We start from the raw sequence: 18,502 nt of genomic DNA on the forward strand, positions 1-18,502 counted from the left end.
ACCTATTGAATCATTTCATCAGCTTGTAATTATTGGATAAAACTTAAAATTTCCAGCTATCCAGGTATTTCTCTTGCTCAGCTGACAAGGAGTCGATGCCAATATTCAGGCTTTCAAGTTTATAGCTGGCAACCTGCTGGTCAATATCATAAGGTACATTAACAACGTTTTTACCCAAGTTTTCATAATTCTCACTTACATAACGCAGACCAAGCGCCTGCAGAGCAAACGTCGTATCCATGATTTCGGCAGGGTGACCATCTGCTGCACCCAGGTTCACAAGACGACCTTCTGCAAGAAGGTACATTTTACGACCGTCTTTGAAACGATATTCCTCAATGTTGCGACGAACTGTGCGAATCGATTCGGAACGTTTAGCCAGTTCAGGTTTATTCACTTCAACATCAAAGTGACCTGCATTACTCAGGATCGCTCCGTCCTTCATCACATCGTAATGCTCACCTGTGATAACATCCTTATTGCCTGTAACTGCAATAAAGAAGTCGCCCAATTTGGCGGCTTCCACCATTGTCATAACACGGAACCCATCCATGTGTGCTTCTACCGCTTTGATTGGATCGATCTCGGTTACAATCACATTCGCACCAAGACCTTTGGCGCGCATCGCTACACCTTTACCACACCAGCCATAACCTGCTACCACTACGTTTTTACCAGCGATAACCAAGTTAGTTGTACGAATAATCCCGTCGAATGCAGATTGTCCAGTACCGTAACGATTGTCAAACAGATACTTGCAGTATGCGTCATTAACCGCAACCATCGGAAACTTTAATTGGCCTTCTTTCGCCAATGCTTTCAAACGAATAATACCCGTTGTCGTTTCTTCTGCTCCTCCGCGAATGGTTGCTGCGAGGTCAGGGCGCTCGGATGCAATAATGGTTGCAAAGTCTCCACCATCATCAATAATGAGATCAGGCTTCACCTCAAGCGCACGCAGTTGCAGTGATTTGAATTCCGCAGGCTCCGGATTGTACTTCGCATACACCGTAACGCCGTCTTCCACCAATGCTGCGCAAACATCATCTTGTGTAGACAATGGATTGCTGTGCGTAATCGTTACTTCTGCGCCGCCGGCTTGGATCACTTTTGCCAAGTAAGCTGTTTTTGCTTCCAGATGAAGACAAATGGCAACCTTCAAACCTTTAAAAGGAAGATCCTGTTCAAATTGGCGACGAATACGGTTCAGTACTGGCATATGCGCTTCTACCCAGTCAATTTTCAGATGACCCTCTGAAGCGAGTCCCATATCTTTAACAATACTGTTTTGCAATGCAGGTGTAGTCATTCCATGTCCTCCTCGTTTATGTGTTTCTTCTATTATAAAGGGCTCTATAGTGCAATAACCTTATGCTCTCCAAGGAATTCACTTGAGGCCTTAATCAGTTCGTCGATCCACTCGGTGCCATAACGATTCAGGTAAAAGAGTGCATTATGTACTCGTTCCTGTGGTTTGCCCGTTGGGAATAAGGAGTTCTGAATGCCGTTCCAGTGCCTTAGACTCACATTATGTTTGTCTTCGATGGCTTTGTGAGTCTGCTGTTTCAGATATTGCATTTGCTCGTTGATTTTACCCAAATTGGTATCGCCAATTCGTTCCAGCCCCGGATGAATCTCCGCGATCTCATCTAGCAATGGTCCATACAGATCAAGAAACGCTTCCTGAACCTTGTCAAACTGTTCATCTACCTGGAACGTCTCCTGTTGTGCGAGCCACTGTTCCTTCTTTTCTTCCATATGATATTGAACATCCTGATAAGAAAGTCCATATTGTTTCATATGTTTGTGATGAATATCTTCCATAATGGTGAAAGACAACCGCGGCAACAAAATGGGCATTTGCAGTCCGAACTGACGGAATGCTTCCCGAGTCAAACCCCAATATGCAATTTCACCATGCCCCAAAATAACAGCGGCTACAGGCAGCACGGAATCTTGCATTAATGGTCGTGTCAATACGTTGTTACTGAAGCGCTCCGGATGTTCTCCCAGTTCCTGAAGCAAACGTTCCTCTGTGAAAGAAACCAAACCTTTGCGATCACTATATAAACCGTCCTTCAACAACAAGAGCAGACGCGTACCTTCATGAATGTAGAACAGATTGGCTCCATCCTCCGCTACTTCGGCAGGCATAGCATAACCAGCTTGTTGTACCAGCGAAGCACCTTGTGTGTATGCGCTGCGCAGCACTTCATTTTTTCGTATCAACCGCTCAAACACGGGCTGTTCCAACCTGCGTAAATCTGGATCCGATGCATCCATTAGAACAAGTCCACTACTGGCAAACAAGGCAGATATCATGCGGGCAAATGCATCACTCAGATTTGAACTGGATTGATGGATCTCTGTGATACATTTCATCAGTCCTGGTTTATGTATCGTATCAGGTAAAAGATGTTCCACCTGTTCGAGTACATTCATCCACTGCTGCGTATCCACATGAACATTACTCACAGAATCCCTTCCTGCGAATCGTCCTTGTAACTTGACCTTCTTCATGTCTCCCTGATGATCAGGTAGATATGTGTGGTTAACCTCATCCCAGTCATGGTCTTCACCAGCAATCCAAAATACTGGGACTACCGGGCGTTGAAGTCTTTCTTCCGCTTCACGCGCAGCTGCCACTACGCTGGCGGCTTTGTATATGACGAACAGTGGTCCAGTGAGCAGACCGCTCTGCTGTCCTCCTGTAACCACTAGTGCATCTTGTTCTGCAAGACGTGTGATGGACGCATGAACCTCTCCATGGTCGTTCACCCGCTTATTATATATACGTAAATACTCTGCCAGATCACGACGATCAATACGTGTGTTTTCCGATTGGTCCAGCCACTCGGCACGCGCCTGAAGTCCTGATTCCCAGCGAATGTCATACTCGTAAAGGCCACGCGCAGCATCTCTTGAACAGATATAATCTTCTGCAAGTCTTGATCCGCTGCGGAGTGCCTCGGTAATACCGTTCATGAGGTCTGCCTCCTATTCTGCTTCAAAGAGCCTTTCTTGATTGTACCGAATTCAAGGCCTCTTCGTCAAAAGAAAGTGATTAAAATACGAAAAAAACCGCCGAACGAGTCGGCGGCATTTAATACATCAATAATAGCATATCGTATTAATATTCCTATTATACGTAAGGTTCTGCAACCCAGTGACCTTTGGAAACCTCAATCAATTGAGCATTTTCCAGGTTGTACGGGTCATTTGCAGGACCACCAGATCCATTCTGAATCGGGCTCATATGCTCTTCCGGCAACAAGATGCGACGTTTGTTCGCTTCCACTTCCGGATCAGGTACAGGGATTGCTGAGAGCAATGTTTTGGTATAAGGGTGGATAGGGTTCGCATATAGTTCTTCACTTTCTGCGAGCTCAACCACTTTACCCATGTACATTACAGCGACACGGTCACTGATATGTTTAACCATCGACAAGTCATGCGCGATAAACAGGTAAGTCAAGCCGAGACGTTGCTGAAGTTCTTCAAGCAATTTAACGACCTGTGCCTGAATGGATACATCCAGTGCAGACAATGGCTCATCACAGATGATGAATTTAGGGTCTACAGCGAGTGCACGCGCAATCCCGATCCGTTGTCTTTGACCACCGGAGAATTCATGTGGATAACGAAGAGCATGACTTGGATTCAAACCTACCAGATCAAGCAGTTCCTCCACTCGTCTCTTACGCTCTTTAGAGCTGGAAGCCAGACCATGAATATCGAGGGACTCCCCGATAATATCCATAACATTGAAACGCGGGTTAAGAGATGCATATGGATCTTGGAAGATCATCTGCATATCTTTACGCATTTCTTTCATTTTACGCGGGGACAACTTGTAGATATCCGTTCCGTTGAAGTTAACATTTCCGCCAGTTGGCTCATAAAGACGCAGAATGGTACGACCTGTTGTGGATTTACCACAGCCAGACTCGCCTACAACGCCAAGTGTTTCACCTTCAAAGATATCAAAGCTTACGTCATTGACCGCTTTGAGAATGTTACCTTTACCCAAATTAAAGTACTGTTTCAAGTTTTTCACTTGTACCAGAGGCTTATTGCTGCCTTTGATAATACCAGCCGGAGCTGGTTTTTCCTTTTTGGGCTCGTCCAGACGAGGCAAAGCATTCAGCAATTTAATGGTGTATGGATGTTGAGGGTTACTAAAGATTTCAGCAGTTGTTCCTGTTTCAACAACTTCGCCTTCCTTCATAACAACAACACGGTCACACATACCCGCTACGACACCAAGGTCATGCGTAATCAGCATGATCGATGTTCCCAGCTTTTGCTGCATGTCTTTCATGACATCCAGAATTTGAGCCTGAATTGTAACGTCAAGTGCAGTTGTCGGCTCATCCGCAATCAGAAGGGATGGACGACATGCAAGCGCTATTGCAATCATGGCACGCTGACGCATACCACCAGAGAATTGGTGAGGATAATGATTCATGCGAATAGCCGCATTTTTAATACCTACAAGTTCCAGCATCTCCAAAGCCGCTTTATTCGCCGCTTGTTTGGACATGTTCTGATGCTTGCGCAATACTTCAGTAATTTGTTTACCAATTTTAATGGTAGGATTCAATGAAGTCATTGGATCTTGGAAGATCATACCGATATCTTTACCACGAATCGCTTCCATTTGTTTGTCTGTCTTATTCAGCAGGTCTTGCCCGTGAAAAGTAATTTCTCCGCTTTTGACCTTCGAAGGCGGGGAGGGAATCAATTTCATGATGGTTTGGGCGGTAACACTCTTACCACTACCCGATTCACCTACGATCCCCAGCGTCTCTCCTTTGCCAAGTTCAAAACTCACATGTTTAACGGCATCAAATTCACCAGAACGTGTTGAGAACGACACACTCAGGTCTTTGACTGTTAAAATCGGCTCCATAATCCCACCTCCTGTTTCTATTTACGTAATTTCGGATCGAGTGCGTCACGCAGACCGTCTCCGAGCAAGTTAAATGCAAGCATTGTAAGAACCATCAGACCTGCTGGGAACCACATCCGCCACGGGAATAGCGTCCAGCCTGTAAGTGCATCATTGATCATAGAACCAAGTGAAGATCTTGGTGCAGATACACCCAATCCAAGGAAGCTCAGGAACGCTTCGGCAAAGATTGCATTTGGAATAGACAATGTCAATGTTACAAGAATCGGTCCTATTGCATTGGGCAGCAAATGACGGAACAATTGACGCCCTGTGCTTGCTCCCATGGACCTTGCAGCAAGAATAAAGTCTCTGTTTTTGAGTTGCATAATCTCACCACGCACAATCCATGACATGCTGATCCAGCCTGTGATGGTGAGGGCAATGATAATCGTTGTCAGACTTGGTTCCAGTACAACCAGCAACAAAATTACAACAAGCATGTACGGCAAGGAGTAGAGGATTTCGGAAAACTTGTTCATAATTCCATCTACACGTCCACCGTAGAAACCCATGATCGCTCCATAAATAACCCCGATAACAAGGTCAATCAAGGCTGCGGCCAAACCTACAGTAAGGGATACACGTGCTCCTACCCAAGTTCTTACCCACACGTCACGACCAAGCTCGTCCGTACCGAACCAGTGCTCCGCACTCGGCGCTGCATTGGCATTCAACAAATCATTGGAATAATAATTATAACTTGTGAACAAAGAAGTTGGACCAATCAAAGAGAAAATCACGACAAGAACCAATACACCCAGACTTATCATAGCAGCCTTATTGGTTGCAAGTCTGTACATGGCATCTTTAAAAAGGGATACACTTTCTTGCGGTTTTACCGCTGCCTGACTAGTCAGGTTCGTGTTCGCCGTTTCATTCTTTTTATTATTCGTGCCAGACAACGTTATGCCCCCTTCCGGCTTTCCAGCTTAATTCTAGGATCAATCAGCACGTAAGCGATATCCGTAAAGAAACGAGCCAACATCAGGAGGATACCATAGAAAATTGTAATCCCCATGATCATAGTGTAATCACGGTTTGTGATACTCTCTACGAATACTTTACCAATTCCCCCGATGTTAAAGATCTGTTCAATTACAACGGAACCTGTGATGATATTCGCTGTCATTGGACCAACATAAGTTACTACCGGTAGAATACCGTTTCTTACAACGTGTTTAAACATAATTGCAGGCCATTTCAGACCTTTGGCTTTAGCTGTTTTGATATAATCTGCATGTAAGACTTCAAGCATGCTCGAACGCGTCAAACGAGCGATAAAAGCAATCGGAGATGCAGATAGCGCTGCAACCGGAAGAACGTAATCCAATGGACCATCAAAGCCCATAACGTTAAACCAGCCTAATTTAGTAGCAAAGAGATACTGCAATAGTGACGCAAGCAAGAAGCTCGGAACAGCTATACCTATGACAGCGAGGATCATCGTGATATCATCAATGAGTTTACGATGGTAAACTGCAGCAATAAGCCCCAGCAAAACACCCACGATAATGGAGATAACAATTGCAAACACTCCAAGCTTCAGCGAAGCGGTGAATGTTTCGCCGATCATTCCGGCTACATCTCGATTGAGATATTTCATTGAGACTCCGAAATCGCCCTTAAGGATTCCACCCATATACTTCAGGTATTGTTCATACATCGGTTTGTCCAATCCATACTTCTGTTCCAGCAAAACCCGAATTTCAGGAGATACTTTTTTCTCGGATGTAAAAGGGTCACCCGGAATAGCCTTCATCAGGAAGAAGGTTGCAGATGCGAGTATGAAAAGCGATAGCAGCATAAATAATAGTTTTTTCAACACATACTTAACCAACCCTTGCACACCTCCACAAACAATATTTTGTATACAAATCGATTGTAGAATTAGACAGAAATAAAGTCCAATCCATTTATCGGAAATTTCAAGAATTATAAGGAAAATCGGTGCACATACAAAAAATCGGGATATATATGGAATTCCACATATATATCCCGAAGTATTCATATTAGACTTCAGAACAACTTATTTCTCTTCCAGATATGCACGCGTGAAGTCAATAGCTCCACTGAAATCAAGTTGTACGCCTTTCAGGTAAGGCTTGGTCAAAGATACGTTAGTGTAGTAATAGATTGGCATAACGCCCATTTCATCTTGAATCAGGATTTTCTCAGCGTCAGCAAATGCAGCCATACGTGCAGCTGGATCAGCAGATTTTACAGTGTCTTTAACATCTTTGTCATACTGTTCGTTGCTGAATTTGGAATCATTGTTTGTGTTTCCAGTAGTCCACATTTCCAAGAAGTTGTATGGATCGTTGTAGTCAGCAGACCAACCTGCACGAGCTACTTGGAAGTTTTGATTTTGACGGTTCTCAAGGAATACGCCCCACTCTTGGTTTTCTGTTTTCACATCAACACCAAGATTTTGTTTCCACATGTCAGCAACCGCCAAAGCGATTTTCGCGTGACCATCACTAGTGTTGTAGATCAACGTAACAGCTGGCAATGTTGTGTAACCTTCTTCTTTCATACCTTCAGCAAGCAATGCTTTAGCTTCTTCCACATTTTCTGTGAAGTAATCGTCTTTGTGCTCATCACGGAATTCGCCGTTTTCACCACGGATACCTGGAGGTACAAAGCCGAATGCTGGAATTTGTCCACCTTGTGTAACTTTGTCAACAATCAGCTGACGTTGAATTGCCATTGCAAATGCTTTACGGATTTTAACGTTGTTAAATGGTGCTTCGTTTACGTTGAACTGATAGTAGTACGTACTTGCAATACCAGTAGCTTTGAACTCGTCCGGCAATTCCGCTTTTACAGAAGGAATTTGGTCGGATGGAATTTCACCGTTAGGTGCACCAGTGTAGTCCAATTGTCCTGATTTGTAAGCTTGCAGTTCGGAAGCACTGCTGTTCGTCAGAGACATATCGATTTCAGCCAATTTAATATCGGCAGCTGCATGGTAACCATCGTTTTTCTTCACAACAATTTTTTGACCTTTGGAGTATTGATCCATTACAAATGGTCCGTTAACGATCATGTTTTTGTAGTCTGTGAAGAATTTGTCATTTGTGTCAGCAGATGCATGTACTGGGTAGTACGTGTAGAATGCTGTCAGACCCAAGAAGTAAGGTGTTGGGTTTTCCAAAGTTACTTCCAATGTGTGCTCATCAGTAGCTTTAACGCCTACTTGTGAGAAATCTGTGACTTTAGTACCTTTGTATGTTTCATCTTTGCTGAGGTTGTAACCTTCAGCGCCTTTGATGTAGTACAATTGGTATGCATATGGAGAAGCTGTTTCCGGTTTCAAAGCACGTTCCCAAGAACGAACAAAGTCTTCGGCAGTGATTGCATCACCGTTGCTCCATTTAGCATCCGGGTTCAGGTTGAAAACATATTTCAAACCATCTTCGGAGATTGTCCAGTCTTTAGCTACGCCCGCTTGTTCTTTACCATCAGCATCGATGCGTACAAGACCTTCATACAAGAATTTCAGAACTGTGTTGGTTTGGCTGTCTTTTGCTTGAGCCGGGTCCAACGTAGGAGGTTCAGCTGACAGGTTGATTTTCAGAATTTGATCTTTTGCAAGACCATTTCCTTCGCTTGCAGAACCAGTATCGGTGTTACCTGTGCCTTCGTTTTTCGATCCGCACGCTGCAAGTACGGTACCGAACGCCAAAATCAGCGTCAAAAGGACTAATAGACTTTTCCTTTTCATCTAACACGTTCCCCCTAAATTGATATGGTTTATATGTTTATAGATTATACAACCACCGGTCAAAAAAATCTACATTACTTTTTCAGAAAGTAATGTTTTTTTCAGTTTTCGACAAAATCGACACATTTTTTGCCTCTTTTGCGTTATGTAACCTCACATCTGTTTCATGAAGTATCTAAATAATCCAAATAAAGTAAACAAAACATACCCGAAACTCATAATGATGAAGGCCATGCGCCATACGGCCCGGAACATTCTCCCCCCATCGACCTTCCCCTTTAGTCGATTTTGCGCACCTCCGATGAATCCAAGTGCTAGTAGTATGAGTAATAGTGTCAGATAAAAACCAAAATTCGAATCAAATGTTAAGTTGAATAACGCCGATACTGAAAAAACAAGAAAAAAAGTGGTGACATCCATTGCCATCCGCATGGCGTTCCGTTTGTCTTTTTTCCATACGTACATGCCCCAATAGACAAGAAAGAACGGAAAAAAGGGCAATATGCTCAACACAATAAAAAGTCCCATTAATTCACTCCTTCCGGTTGCATTCCTTCAATCAGATGAAGCAGTATTTCATGTGTAGGTGCAACAAGGTCCAACTTCTGTGCCATCTTTACAACATGACCGTTAATTGACCTCACTTCTGTACCACGTCCAGCGAGAACATCTGCAAGCATAGAGGAAGTATTCGTGGCAGTAGAACGACAGACCGATATCAGTTGATCCCACATATCCTGATCCAAACATATTCCACTTGCAGAGTAGATTAACAATACTTCATCATATAACTGGCGCATTAGCCTCTTTCGTTCTTCCTTGACGATCAATTCTCCATTAGGGATTCGCCATAGTGCCGTAAGCGGGTTAATGACTGAATTAATCAATAGTTTCCTGTATATCAGCTTATCGATTTCATTCGACACTGTACAGTCAAATCCTGCCTGCTGCAACGATCCCGACAGAGTAAATGTTCTCTCCTCCTCTATAGAGGTAGAAGCTACTATATGTATGTTGTACCTCCCCAGCCTGGTTTCACCTGTACCTGCACGAGTTACCTGACTTTGTGTACGCTTCGCACCTTCTGTTGTAACCGCACTACACAAAAGCGACTTTGGCAAAGCTGCCTGAAGTTTTGCCAGATGGCCCATCCCATTCTGAAAACAAGCGATATTCAGCACATGATCTTGTAACGGACTAATCTCATGAATGAAATCATCAATGCTTGTCTGCTTAACCATGAGCAGTAACCATTCTCCTGGTGTGTTCATCCATGTGTCAGTCAGCTCACTTATTGGTTTCGCCTGTATTTGATCCGGTAAAATGTGTATCTCTTCGTCTTGTTCCACAATGGTTACTCCATTATGGCGGAGGAGGTCAGCCTGAGCTGTTGTTCTCGTCCAAAATCTGACCTGGTTACCTGACGCCAGCAGTCTCCCGCCATATAAAAGACCCAGTGCCCCCGCTCCTACGATGTCAATGATCATATGATGCACTCCTCTCCGCTTCAGTAGTTGCTCTTCTATTATCTATAATAGAACAAAAACACCAAACTAAAAACCCGTCATACCTGCCGTTGTGTAACGGAGGTGTGGCGGGTTCATACCTGACTTTCACAAATCAAACGTCTGAACTTGTTATTCAATTCGTTCCAGATTCCCGTTGGCATCCATCTTGAAACGTGTCTTAAGTTCCTCTTCTTCTTCGGACAAAAATGCGAGTCTGCGAGCCCGATCCATAATCTGAATCAAAGCTTTGTAGTCGTCATTCACCACACGGTAATCCGTCTGTACTTCATTCACTTCCTTGGAGAGACGGTCATTCTCAAGACGTAGTTCAAGCAATTCATCTTCTTTCTCGCGAAGCTCCTTCTCCAGCATCTTGAGTTGACGATTACTCTCCTGCACTGTTCCCTTCCATTGCCGCAGGAAGCGGATTACTGCATCCATCGATAATGAATCGTCTGAGATCCCATCTGATTTGTACAGATGTTCTTCAGTGTCCAGTGTAGACAATGCTGCAACCTGCGGTCCGAGCATAGCTGGCTGCTTTCTGAGATAACTTCGTTTTTGTCGTTGTGCCTTGGCGTTACTGATGGCAGAATCATACTTTTTACGTACACAACTGTTCCAGCGAAAACCGCATGCGGCAGATGTTCTGCCTATTTTTTCGCCCACCTCTTCAAAAGCGGCCAATTGTGTACTGCCTTCCCGAATATGACGCAAAGTAACCTCAGCCAATATCAAATCGTCCTCTGTACTCCAAGCATCCTGTCTCACTGCAGTCATGCTATAATACCCTCCTAACAACATCCTAAAATAACCGTCCGCATTACCGGAAGCCCGGTATGTGAATTAGGTATAAAAGCTGCTTCATTCATTCTTATGCCTCTCATAGAGTTCATAGAATTGATTTCATACTAAAATGTATTTCCACATTCAGGCTTGCTCATACGTGACATACGTAAAACATATCCCTATATACTTACTTTGAGTAAAAAAAGAATTCGCTTTCATATCCAAATTTGTTTACACGTTTTTCCTTTCCCGGTATAATGTTGTGTAGACAATCTATGAACGTACTTAGGAGAGGAGGATTTACCGTGGCACGCATGTTTCGGGTACTCGGGTTCTTCACGCTTGCAATTGGCCTGATGGCTTTTGCGGGAGATCTGGTCGAAATGGCTTTGCTTTTTTTCCTGCAGACTGCGTTTTTTGTCATTTTGGGATACTTGAAATTTACCGAGCGAACGTACATATTGCTCTTCTGGGGTTATATGATCGTAACATTCACGGGGTTCAGCTACTGGACCGTATTCGAAATGGGGTTGCCGCTCTAATCCACCTGCAGCATCAAAGTGATCCGATAACTGTCGGGTTGCTTTTTTGTTGTGTTCAGATTAATGAATGTTCATGGTGTTATGTAACCACTAAGGATATTTCACGTATTTGTTTCATATATTGTCTGGAAGACAACAAGCCTGTACGATTGTCATTTAAGAAGCGGAAAGGAGAATGGATCGGTGAATCGTCAATACGGCATTGCCGCCTTTATATTATGCATCATTTTATTCCTCCAGCTACCTTTAGCCCATGCCTATGGAGAGTCTTCACCTGAGGATACACGTGAGATATTGCAAAAAAGTCTATCCATCGTTGAAATCGATCACGAAATCGAACGGATCGCCGAAAGGCAGAAACAGCTGGCTCAACAATACGAGACATTATCCGTCCAGCTTCAGGAACAGGAAGAGCAGATACATATTCAGCAAGATCGGGCCGGAGCTGTCGTGAGGTCCTACTACACAGGAGAACGCGACAGCCTCCTCATGACGGTCCTGGGAGCCAGGTCGTTCAAAGACTTGTTTGTACTGTATGATTATTACCAGATTATTATCGGACGGGATCAGGCTGTGCTGGACAAGTATCAGGACCGTTATCACACCCTGCAACAGACTTCCACTCAGATTCGTCAGACTACAACAGAATTAACCGAAATGAAGACTAATCTTCAAAACCAGCGGGAACGTGTAGTCACCTTGCAAAAAGAAGTGGATGCCCAAATAGCCACCAGCGGAGATGCGGCAGCGATTCAGAAACTGATGGATGAATTAACCCTTTATTGGGAGAATATCGGCATCTATGAGGTGAAACGATATTTCAAAGCATTGGCATCTGCCATGCAGAACCTGCCCGATTTTATCCAAAAACAAAACGGAGGTATATCCACGACTGGAACAACGTATACGATTCGAATTGGGCAGGATGAGCTTAATGCATTTCTGCGTTCCCAAAATTCAATCTTTGAAGATTTTGCCTTTCAGTTTAATCAGGATAAGATTATAGCTTCCGGTCAGCGGGATCAATTGCAATTAAGCATTGAAGGACATTATACGGTAGAAAATGAACCTCAAAACTCCATTCGTTTTCATGTGGACAAACTTGTATTCAACCAGCTTGAATTACCAGACACTACTCGCCGAATGCTGGAAAGAGAATTTGACCTTGGGTTCTATCCACAGAAAATCCTGTCGTTTGTCAAAGCAACCGATGTTTCAACAAGTGAAGGCATACTGGAAGTAAAACTAGCTATATCCTTTTAAAGTTAGTTCGCCGTTCTAATACTGTCTACGTATTGATTCGCTGTAATTTCTCCCTTTAAGAATTGTTGTACTTTTTTATGAAAACGAGTTATTAGAGCATGACTTTCGGTCGTTGCAGCGGGGACATCTTGGGTGGTTGAGAACCAGGATTGTCCCTTTGTCATATCATAACGTCCAACGAGTTTCTCAGACTCCAAATCCAGCTCCTGTTGCTTTGCGGGCAACCGGTTAACCTGTTGGTACCATTTCAGCTGTGTCGTAGCGGACGTCATTCCTTCAATCCATCTACTGGCCTCCTCAGCCTCAACCGAACCCGCAGTAATAACGAGGCTTCTGGAGTTTACAGTTTCCAAGGTTTCGAAAGAAAACCGCTCCAAAGAATCTTCATCAACTGCACTCTCTTGATCTGCACTTAATAATTGAGATAACAATGATACAACCATCGGTGTGTCGTTCTGGTCAGCAGTTGGAGAAAACCCTGGATTGGTAGACTTGAGCCTAATAAGGGGCTGAATCTGATTCATCAACTGAATCCCCTGCTGAAGATCTCTTGTTTGCGAATCTATTTGCGTTTGACTAACTTGATCTAGCGCCATCCTTGGTTCCAAATGATTCAGCCACGCATTTGTCCCGTACATATCATTGATGTTCATTGTAATTAAAGGGATGCCTTCCGCAATGGCTTGTTGAGTAAGTCTGACCCACTGATCTTTATTGTGAGGTAATGACTCCAGACCAGATCTTTTCAGAAATGAAGATTGTGCAGCCAGAATGTACGGATCAAAATCAAAAGGCATCCCCCATTGATAACCATTCCACTCTGTCATTCCCCGTAACCCAACTACCGTATCTCCTAGCGACTTCGACAATGTTGTTCCGTTTAACGGATACAGGTACCCTTTTTGGGCATAGTATTGCACTTCCTCACTATCAAGCAGAACAACATCACCATTCTCCCCTAGTGAAAATTCAAGATCCAAAACATGCTTATATGTATCCGGCTTCTCATTCCGAAGATTAATCTCTACCAGCTGGGAAGCAGCAACTTCTTTAGCTATTTTTTGAAAGGCTTGGAACTCAACATCCGACATGGCCACTACAATCTCCAGCGGAGCTTGAGCATCTTCATTACGGGACAACGAACCCGGAAAGGTATCCTTCTCCTGGTCGCGTTCCTGATTGAGCTGTGAACCTCTAAAGTCAAAACTCGGTGACAAGATCGTTAACGAAAGCAGCAATACCGCGAACAAAACAACCTGATGTCTACGCTTCATTAACTTCCCTCCCTGTTCACCTAGTTTTTTCCTGCAGCAATTATTGTAACAAATAAGTAGTACTCTTGTCCTACCCTGCCGAAAAACACTTTTTCGGATTTTTGCATAATACGAGCATATCGAGTTCTGTGTAATAACGCTTACTTATTTTTTCAGCAAAAAGCCGGCTCCAGGAGCCGGCTTCAATAACAACATTTTCCGGGAAATAAATCCCCCTTAATTTTACAATAAATCAGCTGCAAGCTGTGCCAGCTTGGACCGTTCTCCTTTTTCGAGCATGATGTGTCCGCTGATTCCCTCTTGCTTGAACCGTTCCACGATATACGTCAGGCCGTTACTGGCAGAATCAAGATACGGATGGTCTATCTGCTCAGGGTCTCCCATCAAAATAATCTTACTGCCTTCACCGACCCTTGATACAATGGTCTTCACTTCATGGCGGGAGAGATTCTGGGCTTCATCAATTATGATAAACTGTCCAGGTATCGATCTTCCACGAATATACGTTAAAGCCTCCACCTGAATACTGCCAAGCCCCATTAGAATTTTATCGATATCTCCGGCTTTTTTGGTGTCAAACAAAAACTCCAGATTATCATAAATCGGCTGCATCCATGGACGAAGTTTTTCTTCCTTCTCACCAGGCAAGTAACCGATATCTTTCCCCATGGGAACAACAGGGCGAGCGATCAGCAGTTTTTTGTACTTATGATCATCCTCTACCTTAAGCAGACCTGCTGCAAGTGCCAGCAAGGTTTTCCCTGTTCCAGCTTTACCGGTGATGGTAACAAGCGGGATGTCATCATTCAAAAGCAGTTCCAGTGCCATGCGTTGTTGTGCGTTACGTGCGCTAATGCCCCAGACATTGTCATTACTGAGGAAAAGCGGCTCCAGCTTGGTTCCCTCTGTGTTCACTTTAAGCAAAGCCGATTTATTGGTTCCCATCTCATCCTTGAGAATGACAAATTCATTCGGATACAACGAATAAGACAATTGTAACGGTTTGATTGGTAAAAAACGATATGTGTAAAACTCATCAATCACTGACGGATGAACTTTTAGGGCCGTATAACCTGGATATAACTCACTGAGTCCTGCCGTCCGATCTGATAAGTAATCCTGTGTGAACAGACCAAGTACATCCGCTTTGATACGCACAAGTACATCTTTACTGACAAGCACGACCTGACGTTCGACTACTTCCTTTTCATTCTCCTCAATCTGATAATTCAGTGCGACAGCCAAAATGCGATTATCGTTGGACACTTCACCAAACATTTCCTGAACTTTCACGAAACTCCGATGATTCAGCTCTACTTTCAGGTTACCTCCATTAGCCAAAGGTACCCCACTGTGCAAGTGACCCAGCTCACGTAATCCGTCTAACAGTCTGGATACATTACGGGCATTACGCCCAATTTCATCGGCATTTCTTTTTTTGGAGTCGATCTCCTCCAGTACAACCGCGGGAATGATTACCTCATGTTCCTCAAAGGCAAATATGGCATTGGGGTCATGCAGAAGCACGTTGGTATCCAATACAAAAATCTTTTTCATTCAATCCCCTCCAAAGCGGCGTCGTTAAAGGCATGAATAGTGTGATCTTTCAGCAGCGGCATGGACAATCATGATCCCATACATAAATGTATTCGACTAGGGCAAAATAATTGTCAACCATTCTGAAAAACTCCAAGAAAGGATGAACATTTATGAAAATATGGGTTTGCACGCTGCTTCTGATCTTTATACTTACAGGTTGCAACAGTTCCACACGCAGCGCTTCGCCGAATCAAGGTACACATGCGAAAGGTTACGGAGGAAATGTAACAACTCAGCAAGATCAAGGGAAAGGATCTCACATGCTCAATGCACAGGAAGATCGGATGAATCCTTCACGTTTGGACCGCCTCAATGAGAATACAGGTGAAGTCCATGATACCAACATTGCGGATGATGCACAGAGTGGCCGGATGCCAAATGAAAAACGAATCAATCACCTTAAAGCCCTTGCCAAGCAAGTGGAAGGTGTTGAAGATGCGAACTGCGTCATACTCGGTAATACAGCCGTAGTTGGCATCGATGTTGATGGTGAACTGGAACGTGCTCGGGTTGGTACCATTAAGTACGCAGTTGCCGAAGCACTTCGCAAAGACCCCGAAGGTGTAGATTCCATCGTTACTGCAGATGCAGATGTCACCGAACGAATTAAAGAAATCGGTGAACATATTCGTCAAGGGCACCCAATCTCCGGTTTTGCTTCAGAACTTGCTGACATGGTGGGACGAATTATCCCTCAACTCCCGAAAGACGTCAAAGTCCGTCAAAATCCGGATGAAAACGTGAATCAAAAACAACAAATGCAGCAGCTGCATTCATCTGACAAAAGACAACAAAAAGCCCAGTGATCTCTCACTAGGCTTTTTTCATTGCAGCAAAAACCTGCTCATCTAATTTCTCAGCAGCACGCTGATCATATATTTTGACATATTGAGGCACAGAGGACAATTGAGCGCCGTAAAACAGAGCATTCCTCACCGCTTCAATTGTGATGTCGAAACAGCACATATTAAATGGAACATCCTGCAGCGGATCTTGTCGTACCACAGCACGTCCGTTCACTGCGTACACCATCTCTTCTCCAAAGACAGTAACCGTAATGAGCGGATTAGTAATCATGTTATTCACTAAACGTGAACGATGATCAATTGCTACACGAAAAGTAGAAGCATTCTCCGCATAAATCCAGGAGATGGCTGTTGAAGTCGGACCTCCGGATTCTACATCCACTGTGCTCAGAAGCACAAAGGTCTCATTCTTGAATTGCTGTAAAAGAGATTCAGTTAATTGTGTGACGGCTTCGGACATTCAACCAGCCCCCTAACCTTCTTTATGCAATTCTTGTACTTGGTTTATGTTATTATAGCATACCGATTAACGTGCTTCCAATCCCAAAAGAATGAAGGTTATTCGCCTGAAGGTGAAGCCGTTACTTTACCTGAAAGTGTATCTTGTAAAGCCTGCTTGGCATTGGCGAGTTCCGTCTCATTAATATACACATATGGACTTCTCCACTCTCCGGTAACCGGAGTATAATGTACATCCGAAGTGGAAATGTTCCAATACGTCGAGATAAAGTTTTTCATTTGTTCCGATTCCACATCTGTCGTCATATTCTTGTCAACTGCACCAATCACCTTGCTGATCTTTGTAATGCCCCCAAGAGATTTCATCTGATCCAGCATGGAGTTCAGCACTTGGTTTTGACGTTTGTTACGATCAAAGTCATTGGATTCATCAGTCTTTGGATTACAATTGGATTTGCGGTAACGAACAAAATCTAGTGCTGCTTTACCATCGAGATGTTGTGCGCCTGCGACCAGATTGATATCTGTACCATCGGCTGTATCTCTATAACACATATTTTTATCCACAGTCACATCCACGCCACCCACGGCATTGACAGCATCACGGAATGCCTGGAAATTCAGAACGGTTGTATAATTAATATCTACATCCAAATACTTGCCCATCATTTCTTTCATCTGATCCTCTGCATTTTTGCCAGTAGTTTTTTCTTGTGCTTTGAATCTTGGATAATAGGAATTCAGCTTGTTGGATTTGTACCCATCCAATTGAATACGCGTGTCTCGAGGCAAAGATACAATGGTTGCCGTCTTGGTCTCCGGATTCAACGAAGCCACCATAACAACATCCGAGAGATATGTGCCAGTTTCAGGACGGTTATCTGTGCCTAATAACAGCATCGTGATCGGTTTGGTTGTGGCTGACATCCCGGGAGGTACCGGTTTATCGATGCCTGTATCCACGACTTGATTGTATACCCAGTACGCATATCCACCACCTACCACAATGGCAATAACCAATAGACTTAAAAGGATTCTGCCAAAAGCATTCATTCTCTTTTTCTTCTTAGGCTGCTTGCCCTTGCCATTCTTCGATCCAGAAGCACCGGATTGCGTTGGTGCCTGTCTCCGTGGAGGCAGTCCGTTCGAATTTGAGTTCATATCTTCAACACCTTTATCACATCTGTTTTTGTCTAAATAAAAGACAACCGCTTTCCCTAAGGAAAACGGATTGGTCTGTACAAGACAGGATTTATGAGTTTCGAGCGGCAGCTTCCGCTTTTTTCTTTTGACGACCTTCAATAAAATAACGCACTCTCACTAACAACATCAAACCAACCGCGACCAACAAACATTGAATGATGGGCAGCTTGTCGATCTGAAAAATAAGAAGCATGAATGTGCCCATCGCCATCAAAATATAGAGAACGATTTCCTTACCAAGTGGCAATTTCTGACGTACCCGAAACACCTTGTTATATACGTAAGTAATCAATACAAAGATGACGATGTAGGCTACGATCGGGTTTGATGCGAACCATGCTTGCATGCACAGCCAGCTCCTTTCGTGTTCATGCTAGGATA

General features: G+C 43.8%; 17 protein-coding genes. 3 read left to right on the top strand and 14 right to left on the bottom strand.

From position 1 onward, the window contains the following. Positions 1-43 precede the first annotated feature (43 nt). From V6669_RS21250 to V6669_RS21290, 9 genes are all read right to left on the bottom strand, one after another. Complete coding sequence (locus tag V6669_RS21250) at positions 44-1,309, bottom strand: adenosylhomocysteinase (RefSeq protein WP_047843755.1); 1,266 nt, start codon at positions 1,307-1,309, stop codon at positions 44-46. A 44-nt stretch (positions 1,310-1,353) separates the two neighbouring features. Next, entirely contained in the window at positions 1,354-2,985 is a 1,632-nt protein-coding gene (gene bshC / locus V6669_RS21255; protein WP_338587970.1) for a bacillithiol biosynthesis cysteine-adding enzyme BshC, read from the bottom strand. 157 nt (positions 2,986-3,142) lie between these two features. Continuing rightward, entirely contained in the window at positions 3,143-4,912 is a 1,770-nt protein-coding gene (locus V6669_RS21260) for an ABC transporter ATP-binding protein (RefSeq protein WP_091028470.1), read from the bottom strand. Between the two features lie 17 nt (positions 4,913-4,929). Beyond that, positions 4,930-5,856: an ABC transporter permease gene (locus V6669_RS21265; protein WP_083657091.1), complete on the bottom strand. Its 927-nt coding sequence runs from the start codon at positions 5,854-5,856 to the stop codon at positions 4,930-4,932. A gap of 2 nt (positions 5,857-5,858) precedes the next feature. Continuing rightward, positions 5,859-6,791: an ABC transporter permease gene (locus tag V6669_RS21270; protein WP_076211567.1), complete on the bottom strand. Its 933-nt coding sequence runs from the start codon at positions 6,789-6,791 to the stop codon at positions 5,859-5,861. Between the two features lie 189 nt (positions 6,792-6,980). Next, a complete protein-coding gene (locus V6669_RS21275) occupies positions 6,981-8,678 on the bottom strand; it encodes a peptide ABC transporter substrate-binding protein (RefSeq protein ID WP_091028467.1) in 1,698 nt (565 codons plus the stop codon). 153 nt (positions 8,679-8,831) lie between these two features. Continuing rightward, on the bottom strand, positions 8,832-9,206 hold the full coding sequence (locus V6669_RS21280; RefSeq protein WP_047843759.1) for a DUF3397 domain-containing protein: 375 nt from the start codon (positions 9,204-9,206) through the stop codon (positions 8,832-8,834). Continuing rightward, on the bottom strand, positions 9,206-10,165 hold the full coding sequence (locus V6669_RS21285) for a 2-dehydropantoate 2-reductase (RefSeq protein ID WP_338587973.1): 960 nt from the start codon (positions 10,163-10,165) through the stop codon (positions 9,206-9,208). The genes V6669_RS21280 and V6669_RS21285 overlap by 1 nt, the downstream gene beginning before the upstream one ends. A gap of 150 nt (positions 10,166-10,315) precedes the next feature. Beyond that, positions 10,316-10,966 (bottom strand): RsfA family transcriptional regulator, encoded by a 651-nt coding sequence (locus tag V6669_RS21290; protein ID WP_076211575.1) that lies wholly within the window; start codon positions 10,964-10,966, stop codon positions 10,316-10,318. Between the two features lie 314 nt (positions 10,967-11,280). On the opposite strand from V6669_RS21290, the gene V6669_RS21295 reads away from it, so the two are divergent. Both V6669_RS21295 and V6669_RS21300 read left to right on the top strand, forming a co-directional pair. Then, entirely contained in the window at positions 11,281-11,517 is a 237-nt protein-coding gene (locus V6669_RS21295; protein WP_017687281.1) for a DUF2626 domain-containing protein, read from the top strand. A gap of 183 nt (positions 11,518-11,700) precedes the next feature. After that, complete coding sequence (locus tag V6669_RS21300) at positions 11,701-12,780, top strand: hypothetical protein (protein WP_338587974.1); 1,080 nt, start codon at positions 11,701-11,703, stop codon at positions 12,778-12,780. A 2-nt stretch (positions 12,781-12,782) separates the two neighbouring features. Here V6669_RS21300 and V6669_RS21305 read toward each other — a convergent pair whose 3' ends face one another. Together V6669_RS21305 and V6669_RS21310 are read right to left on the bottom strand one after the other, a co-directional pair. Next, positions 12,783-14,054: an extracellular solute-binding protein gene (locus tag V6669_RS21305; protein WP_338587975.1), complete on the bottom strand. Its 1,272-nt coding sequence runs from the start codon at positions 14,052-14,054 to the stop codon at positions 12,783-12,785. A 222-nt stretch (positions 14,055-14,276) separates the two neighbouring features. Further along, positions 14,277-15,611 (bottom strand): PhoH family protein, encoded by a 1,335-nt coding sequence (locus V6669_RS21310; protein ID WP_024628438.1) that lies wholly within the window; start codon positions 15,609-15,611, stop codon positions 14,277-14,279. A 152-nt stretch (positions 15,612-15,763) separates the two neighbouring features. Here V6669_RS21310 and V6669_RS21315 point away from each other — a divergent pair, with 152 nt between their 5' ends. Continuing rightward, complete coding sequence (locus tag V6669_RS21315; RefSeq protein WP_133385545.1) at positions 15,764-16,459, top strand: YhcN/YlaJ family sporulation lipoprotein; 696 nt, start codon at positions 15,764-15,766, stop codon at positions 16,457-16,459. 7 nt (positions 16,460-16,466) lie between these two features. Here V6669_RS21315 and V6669_RS21320 read toward each other — a convergent pair whose 3' ends face one another. From V6669_RS21320 to V6669_RS21330, 3 genes are all read right to left on the bottom strand, one after another. Continuing rightward, positions 16,467-16,919 (bottom strand): pyridoxamine 5'-phosphate oxidase family protein, encoded by a 453-nt coding sequence (locus tag V6669_RS21320; protein ID WP_338587976.1) that lies wholly within the window; start codon positions 16,917-16,919, stop codon positions 16,467-16,469. A gap of 98 nt (positions 16,920-17,017) precedes the next feature. After that, positions 17,018-18,079, bottom strand: coding sequence for an LCP family protein (locus V6669_RS21325; protein ID WP_036614987.1), 1,062 nt, complete (start codon positions 18,077-18,079; stop codon positions 17,018-17,020). 91 nt (positions 18,080-18,170) lie between these two features. Beyond that, positions 18,171-18,467 (bottom strand): YlaH-like family protein, encoded by a 297-nt coding sequence (locus V6669_RS21330; RefSeq protein ID WP_047843765.1) that lies wholly within the window; start codon positions 18,465-18,467, stop codon positions 18,171-18,173. Between the last annotated feature and the right edge of the window lie 35 nt (positions 18,468-18,502).

This window comes from Paenibacillus sp. Y5S-9 (assembly GCF_036894235.1).
GTDB lineage: Bacteria > Bacillota > Bacilli > Paenibacillales > Paenibacillaceae > Paenibacillus.

Bases quoted from the DNA above. Each gene is read 5' to 3' on its own strand.
- V6669_RS21250 (WP_047843755.1), bottom strand. From the start codon at position 1,309: ATGACTACACCTGCATTGCAAAACAGTATTGTTAAAGATATGGGACTC.
- bshC (WP_338587970.1), bottom strand. From the start codon at position 2,985: ATGAACGGTATTACCGAGGCACTCCGCAGCGGATCAAGACTTGCAGAA.
- V6669_RS21260 (WP_091028470.1), bottom strand. From the start codon at position 4,912: ATGGAGCCGATTTTAACAGTCAAAGACCTGAGTGTGTCGTTCTCAACA.
- V6669_RS21275 (WP_091028467.1), bottom strand. From the start codon at position 8,678: ATGAAAAGGAAAAGTCTATTAGTCCTTTTGACGCTGATTTTGGCGTTC.
- V6669_RS21280 (WP_047843759.1), bottom strand. From the start codon at position 9,206: ATGGGACTTTTTATTGTGTTGAGCATATTGCCCTTTTTTCCGTTCTTT.
- V6669_RS21285 (WP_338587973.1), bottom strand. From the start codon at position 10,165: ATGATCATTGACATCGTAGGAGCGGGGGCACTGGGTCTTTTATATGGC.
- V6669_RS21290 (WP_076211575.1), bottom strand. From the start codon at position 10,966: ATGACTGCAGTGAGACAGGATGCTTGGAGTACAGAGGACGATTTGATA.
- V6669_RS21305 (WP_338587975.1), bottom strand. From the start codon at position 14,054: ATGAAGCGTAGACATCAGGTTGTTTTGTTCGCGGTATTGCTGCTTTCG.
- V6669_RS21310 (WP_024628438.1), bottom strand. From the start codon at position 15,611: ATGAAAAAGATTTTTGTATTGGATACCAACGTGCTTCTGCATGACCCC.
- V6669_RS21315 (WP_133385545.1), top strand. From the start codon at position 15,764: ATGAAAATATGGGTTTGCACGCTGCTTCTGATCTTTATACTTACAGGT.
- V6669_RS21320 (WP_338587976.1), bottom strand. From the start codon at position 16,919: ATGTCCGAAGCCGTCACACAATTAACTGAATCTCTTTTACAGCAATTC.
- V6669_RS21325 (WP_036614987.1), bottom strand. From the start codon at position 18,079: ATGAACTCAAATTCGAACGGACTGCCTCCACGGAGACAGGCACCAACG.
- V6669_RS21330 (WP_047843765.1), bottom strand. From the start codon at position 18,467: ATGCAAGCATGGTTCGCATCAAACCCGATCGTAGCCTACATCGTCATC.